Source organism: uncultured Campylobacter sp., from assembly GCF_937997405.1.
Classification (GTDB): domain Bacteria; phylum Campylobacterota; class Campylobacteria; order Campylobacterales; family Campylobacteraceae; genus Campylobacter_B.
Map to the genome: position 1 here is coordinate 1 of NZ_CALKTL010000184.1, position 6,465 is coordinate 6,465.

A 6,465-nucleotide genomic window follows, 5' to 3' on the forward strand; every position below is an offset into this window, starting at 1 on the left:
ATACGAAGTCAAACTGCGCCAAGGCATGAGCAAAAAAGAGGTGCTAATCGACGCCGCTACGGGCGAGCAGATCTTGCAGCGTCAAAAATAAGTGAAGGTGTGAGATGAAAAATCAAAGCTTAAAGGGTGGAGCAGATAACTCCGCCCAAACTAGTGAGGCTTTGGATGCTAGGGATTTTAGCTTAAACAAAAACGCTGACTATGGCGCCCAAAACGGAGATGCAGCTAAAAATTTAGATGAAAATGCGCAGGATTTTTCGGCAAATTTAGCGAGCGAAACAAGCGAGCGGAAACCCACGTCCTGCGAGCAAAATTCTAAAGATTTTTCCGGCGTGGAATGTTGCAAAAATCAAAAAAATTCTTCGGAAGCGAAAGATTATAAGGACGAGTGGAATTCTTTGCAGACGCAAGACTTATCAAGTGCACGAAATTTCGCTAGCGAGCAAAATTTCGCCGATACACAAAATTTTTCTGATACAAGTAATTTCGCAAGCGCGAAAGATTCTGCCAGCGCAGCAAGCTGCGCGGAGGTTTGTAATTCTTGCAAGCCAGTGCTTTGCAGCCGCTGCAAACGCGAAATCGCTAAGCAAAATTTCAAGCTTGGCTGCGTAGGATTTGGGCTTTTTGCGCTAAATATCGCAGCAGGCGCGCTAAATTTTTTAGGAAGATTAGGAAGCGTAGCGGATAAAAAGGCAAGCGAGATTAGAGCTAGGCAAAAGGCGCCTGCGAATTAGCGCAGCTCCCAACGCTACTGAAATTTAGTGGTGCATAAAGCGAGCAGGTTTACACATCCAAAGCACCGCAAAATTTATACGTTTTTGGCTAAAATGGCGGATTAGAATTAGCAAAATTTTAAAGGAGCACTTTGAAAATTTTACTTGTCGAGGATGAAAAAGATCTAAATCAAATCATCGCAAAATGTCTGAAAAAGGACGGCTACAGCGTAGATTGCGCCTTTTGCGGCAAGGAAGCACTAGAGTTTTTGGATGTCGCAAAATATGACGCTATCGTGCTTGATGCGATGATGCCTGTGATGGACGGCTTTGAGTTTTTGAAGGCGGTGCGGGCGCGCAGACTGGGCACGCCGGTTTTATTTTTAACTGCGAGGGGCGCCAAAGAAGATATCATCGCAGGGCTTGATATGGGCGCAGACGATTATATGGTTAAGCCCTTTGATTTTCGTGAGCTTTTGGCGCGACTTCGCGCAATTATCAGGCGCAAAAACGCTACTGCGGATAACGAAATTATCATAAGGCAAGTGTGCCTAAATCTAAGCAAAAAATCGGTCGTCTGCGCGGGTGAGGTAGTGGAGCTAACGGGTAAGGAATATAGAATTTTAGAGCTTTTGATGCTAAATCGCGGTGCGATTTTAAGCCGCGAACAAATCGGCGAGAGCATTTGGGATTTTAGCGGCGAAGCAAGCTCAAATGTTATCGATGTTTTAATCAAAAATATCCGCAAAAAGCTAGGCGAGCACGGCGATATAATAGAAACGAAGCGAGGGCTTGGCTATGTCGTGGCAAAATAGCAAGATTTGTATCAAAATTTCGGCGATTGCGAAGCAGATTTTTGTCACCACGGCGCTTTTCATATTAAAATTCGTGCGAAATTTTAAACAGAATTTTACGCATAATTTTGCGTGTTTAAAGAAAAGCCGCAAGAAAAATCCCACGCAAAATATCGAGTTAAACCAGACGCTAAATTCTACTCAAAGCCAGGCGCCAAATTTTAAACGGAATTCCACGCAAAATCCAGCATCAAATTCCGCGCCAAATTTTTCTGCTACAAGCGCAACACCTGATCTAGCGCAAAATTCTAATAGCGCCTTCACGCAAAGTCAAAAACAAAATTTCGCAGCTAAAATCGCGATAAGAAATTTTACTCAAGTCTTATCTAGAGTATTTACAACCGCTAAGGAGAATTTTATCTCACGCGCGCTACCTATCAGCCTACGCGTGACGCTTTATTACAGCGTATTTATTTTGGCACTTGCAGGCGCTATTATCGGCATTTGCGGCTATATTTTAGACGAAGTATCAGGAAGCTCCGTCAGCCAAAAAAAGCTTGCCCGCTTAGTGCAAAAAGCCGCGCGCGAGGAAAAATTTAAAAGCTTTGATGACGGTGTATTTTTCTACGAACATGACGGACAAGGCGGCGTAATCACAGGGTTTGTGCCTAAAGGCTTCGAGCCTGCGATGCCGCTCTCGCCTCAAGGCGCGCGCGAGGTGGAGCTTGATGACGACGAGTTTTTCTATTACGACGCGCAGATCAAAGGGCGCAGTGCATGGATACGCGGCGTCATCGCAGTTAGCGAGTTTGAGCTTGCGATGAAGCGCGTGATGCTGATCGCTCTTATCCTATCGCCGCTATTTGTGGTGCTCGTCATCTACGGCGGCTACGCGATCATAAAAAGAGCGTTTAAGCCCGTGCGCACTATGTCGCGTACAGCTAGCGAGATCGGAGCTAACGGCGATTTTACGCGGCGAATAGAACTACCGCGAGGCAAGGATGAGCTAAGCGCGCTCGCAGCTACGTTTAATGAAATGCTAGCATCACTGCAAAGCGCGTTTGAGCGCGAGCGGCAGCTAAGCGCCGATCTTTCGCATGAGCTACGTACGCCCGCTGCCGTCATACTGGCTCAAAGCGACTATGCCCTAGCCTATGAGCAAGACGCGAGCGAGGCGAAGGAGAATTTCGCTGTCATAAACAATCAAGCGCGTAAAATTTCGGCGTTAATAGAGCAAATTTTAGAGCTTGCCCGCTTGCAGCGCGGCGCGCGTTTGGCACCCGTAAGCTTAAGCAGAATCGCAAACGAGTGCGCGCAAGACTTTCAACTTTTGTGCGCACAAAAAGGGCTAAGCTTTAGCTCGCAGATAGCCGAGGGCGTGCGCGTAAACGGCGATGAGCTGCTTTTGATCAGGCTGATTAACAACCTTTTAAGCAATGCTTTAAAATTTACGCGCAGCAGCGTCGCTTTAGAGCTTTGCGTCAGTGCAGACGCGTGCGAACTTAGCATAAGCGACGACGGAGAGGGCATAGAGCCCGCTTTGCAAAATAAAATTTGGGACAAGCTCTATCAAATCGAGCGCTCCAGAAATCGCGAGCAAAATAGTGGCGCGGGGCTCGGGCTAGCCATCGCCTCACAAATCGCAAAAATCCATGGCGCGCAGATTTCACTACGTAGCGAAGTAGGACGCGGAAGCAAATTTAGCGTGGAGTTTAAGAAGGTTTAGGCGGTTTTGTGGGCTTGGTGGCGTAAAGAAATGCTGGGCGGCGAAATTCTTAAAATTTTATCGCCTATTGTTGCTTAAAATTTAACGGCTATAGCCGTATATAGAGGCGATAGTGTAATTTTAAAATTAGGCCGGCGTCGCCAATAATATCGGATGATTTTTGCGATAGTCGTGCGCTTTTAAATTTAAATGGGCCAAATTTTAAAATTTAGTTTTACCGCGAAATTCTGCGGCGAATTAATAAGGCAAGGCGCGGCATTTTGCCCTTAGGCGAAGTGATAAGGCAAGCGCTTTATAGCTTAAGTGGGCCGGCGCGGGTAATTTAAGAATTTTGAGATATGCGGTAAAATAAGCCTTCGCTGAAATTTTACGGCGCAGTATTACAGAATAAACCTTTGCTAAAATTCTAAGACGCCACATTCGGCTCTAGAGAATTTAAATTTAGGAGTATCTAGCGACCGAGTAAAAATTTAAATACGGAGTAAAAAAGACGGACTTGAGATTTAAGGCCGCCTACATAAGCGAAATTTTGTCTTTTTGCCCGCCTCTCTCTTGCAGCTTACGGCGATATAATCAAAGCCGTTTGCCTTACCTCGCCCCATGAGGCAGCCCCGTCGTTTATCAGTATGACTCTACCACGCTCGTCTGTCTCGTATTCTTTTGTCGTAGTGATTGCTGTAGCCAAATTTTACGCGGGTCTTGCACGGCGGCAGGTTAAATTTCACTAGCTCGCGGCGAGTTACTTTTTTCTGCGCCATATTCGTTGTAAGACATCGCGCTTTAGCCGTGCGCAGTGCTATCAAAAAGTAAAATTTCCGCCCGTTTTCATGTATTTGATTGCTAGCTTGCATGGTATGAGCTCGTCCTCATAAGTCCGCAGGGATGGAATTTTCTAAATTTTTCGCCCTGCCTAGGATCGTAATCGCTTTGCGCTTACATATATTTACGCACCTGTAGCAAAGCGTGCAATCATCGCCAAATTGCGCCTTTTTGCAAGCGAGCTTTATGTTACGCATCGGGCAGGGTTTGACGCAAGCCCCGCAGCCGCTGCATCGCGATGGATCGAGGCTCGGCTTACGCTTAGCAAAGGGGCTTTTATCCCAAATTTTCATCCAAAGCCGCTGTCCTAAAAACCCTGCGATACGACAAAGCGCGCTCAGCCCCTCTTGCGGCGGACGGCCTGCGCTAAGCGCCTCCGCAACGCGTCTGACTTTAGCGTCCGCCTCTTTGATTATGCGCTCGTTTTTCGCTTGCGAGTAGCCAAAAATCGCCACGTCGAGGATGAACGCGGGCATTTTGATATGAGCGCCGCCCGTTATGTTTGCGCCGAATTGTTTTAAAATTCTAGCCGCGCACCCTGCCCCGTCGCCGCTGAAGATCTCCATCGTAGCGAGGATGAATACGTTTTTGCCGCTAAAGCTCGCGCCGTTTCGGTAGAGGAAGTCGCGCACGATACGCGGCAGGTCGCTAAAATAGACGGGATATGCCAAGATAACGTCATTGTGGTGTTTTAAAAGCTCGCCGCAGGCCTCGCTCTCGATCGAGACGCAGACGCCGCCAAGATGAGCGATGAGCCTATCTGCGCAATGCTTCGTGTTGCCCGTAGCGCTAAAATAGATCGCTATCATGCACGTCTCCTAAACTATGCGAATTTCGGTGAAATTTAACCCTTACCGAATGGATAAAATTTTACGCACCTTTTGCATAAAATTTTAAAATTTAGACGTGACGGCGAAATTTAAATATGCCGTCGCACCCTAAAAAAGCAAAATCAATTCAGATATTTTCTGCCGCCACCATTCCAAAAACCATACAATCAGCCATGCTCATAGTACCGAGCCTACTTGCGCCGTGAACGCCACCGGTGATTTCGCCCGCTGCATATAGCCCTGCGATCGGCTCGCCGCTAGCTGCGTCGATAACCTGAGCTTTGGTATTGATCTGCACGCCGCCCATGCAGTAAAGAATTTTCGGGCTTGTTTGGCACGCATAAAATGGAGCTTTTGATACGTCGATACCGCCTACATCGGCTTTTGTCAAAGGCTTGCCAAACTCCGGGTCACTTCCTGCTTTGACATAGCCGTTAAAATCCGCGACGGTTTTTAAAAACGGCTCCAGCGGAATTTTATAAAATTTTGCAAGCTCTTCCAAGGTATTAAATTTTTTAATTGAGCCTGCTTCTACGCCTTTTGACGTATAGACCGGATTATTTGCATCAACTGCTGCTTGATCGCAGATATTTACGGGGTAGTTGTCGTTATTTTCGCTCTCCGCCATGCATTTAAAGATCGCTTCGGTTTTGATCTTGCGCCCTGCGTGCTCATCCATAAAGCGTTTGCCGGTCTTTGGATCGACGGTTAGACCATAGTCGTTAGCGCAGTGATTTGAAAATAGCGCAGAAGTACCAAATCCCTTCTCGCTAGGATTAGTATAAGGATTTAGTTGAATCCAGCTGAGTTGCAAAGGATTCGCACCTAGCTTCATCGCCGCGATAAGCGCACCTGCGGTAGCGCCTGGTTGGCTTACGGTTTCGATATTGTCTTTTAGATACGGCACCTGCTGCGCGCGAAACCATTTATCCGAACTGTATCCGCCCGCAGCCAAAATGACACCATCTTTGGCTTTAAAAAATTTTACTTCGCCGCTTTTGTTTTCCCTATCGTCGCTAGCAAGCTGCGGATCGAACTTATATTCTTCGCGACACTTCACGCCTACGACACGGCCGCTGTCATCTACGACAAAATCATCAAATTTAGTACGCTTCTTGATTACAGCATTTGCATTTTCCTCGATCGCCTTATGCATCGGCTGGATGTAGCCCGAGCCGCTGGCGTTTTTGGCCTGTACGGCGCGCTTTAGCGAGTGTCCGCTAGCAGATATCACCTTGCCCGAAAACTCCACTCCGATGCTTTTTAGGTATTCAAAAGCATCGCCTGCACGGTCGTAGATGACGCCTAGCAAATCTACGTGATTTAAATTTAGCCCGTCTTTTAGGCAATCTGCGATGAAAGCATCCTTACTATCCGTGATGCCCGCGGCTTTTTGGAATTCGTTATTTGGCACCGCCATATTGCCGGCGTTAATGACGGAGTTACCGCCCGCACGACCCATCTTTTCGATCATAAGCACTTTTTTGCCGCGCTTAAGAGCCTGAAGCGTCGCCATCGAGCCTGCAAAACCGCTACCGATAACGACAACGTCATATTCTTCGTCAAATTTTACGTCTTTGGCG

Annotated in this window: 6 protein-coding genes; 3 read left to right on the plus strand and 3 right to left on the minus strand. The window is 47.2% G+C overall.

Annotation, left to right across the window (positions count from 1 at the left end; all coding sequences use genetic code 11):
• Nucleotides 1-104 precede the first annotated feature (104 nt).
• From Q0372_RS09730 to Q0372_RS09740, 3 genes are all read left to right on the plus strand, one after another.
• Entirely contained in the window at nucleotides 105-734 is a 630-nt protein-coding gene (locus Q0372_RS09730) for a hypothetical protein (RefSeq protein ID WP_298105384.1), read from the plus strand.
• A 131-nt stretch (nucleotides 735-865) separates the two neighbouring features.
• The gene (locus Q0372_RS09735) at nucleotides 866-1,528 is read left to right on the plus strand and encodes a response regulator transcription factor (protein WP_298105387.1); all 663 of its coding nucleotides are present in this window, start codon (nucleotides 866-868) and stop codon (nucleotides 1,526-1,528) included.
• Entirely contained in the window at nucleotides 1,512-3,233 is a 1,722-nt protein-coding gene (locus tag Q0372_RS09740) for a HAMP domain-containing sensor histidine kinase (protein WP_298105390.1), read from the plus strand. The genes Q0372_RS09735 and Q0372_RS09740 overlap by 17 nt, the downstream gene beginning before the upstream one ends.
• Nucleotides 3,234-3,865: 632 nt before the next feature.
• Here Q0372_RS09740 and Q0372_RS09745 read toward each other — a convergent pair.
• From Q0372_RS09745 to Q0372_RS09755, 3 genes are all read right to left on the minus strand, one after another.
• Nucleotides 3,866-3,991, minus strand: a complete 126-nt coding sequence (locus Q0372_RS09745; RefSeq protein ID WP_298105392.1) for a hypothetical protein — start codon at nucleotides 3,989-3,991, stop codon at nucleotides 3,866-3,868.
• A 108-nt stretch (nucleotides 3,992-4,099) separates the two neighbouring features.
• Nucleotides 4,100-4,861, minus strand: a complete 762-nt coding sequence (locus tag Q0372_RS09750) for an EFR1 family ferrodoxin (RefSeq protein WP_298105395.1) — start codon at nucleotides 4,859-4,861, stop codon at nucleotides 4,100-4,102.
• Nucleotides 4,862-5,009: 148 nt separating this feature from the next.
• The coding region (locus tag Q0372_RS09755; protein ID WP_298105398.1) for a flavocytochrome c at nucleotides 5,010-6,465 on the minus strand (1,456 nt) is incomplete at its 5' end.